This is a genomic window from Carboxydocella sp. ULO1, assembly GCF_002049255.1.
Taxonomy (GTDB): Bacteria; Bacillota.
Map to the genome: position 1 here is coordinate 1 of NZ_BDLQ01000070.1, position 221 is coordinate 221.

1 pseudogene is annotated in these 221 nt (G+C 41.2%); it reads right to left on the reverse strand.

The annotated features are described in order from the left end of the window. A pseudogene (locus ULO1_RS15020) lies at positions 1-221 on the reverse strand (IS4 family transposase); the annotation flags it as partial.

Sequence of the window (221 nt, forward strand, 5' to 3'; positions counted from 1 at the left end):
TTGTAATTTGATTCCCTTCTGTATCCGTTGTTTCAATCAGACGTACAGGGTGCTTCATTCTTGATGAACCCCAGCCCAGGATAGCTATGTAATCCCTGCTAATTTCGCTTGCCGGCGAAAGTGGCAATTCTTTTTGCACATACACCACAGCATTTGACTTGAGACGAGTTACAAAACCTATTCCTTTTTCACAGTAGTGATCGAATTTCTTGTAATCAACA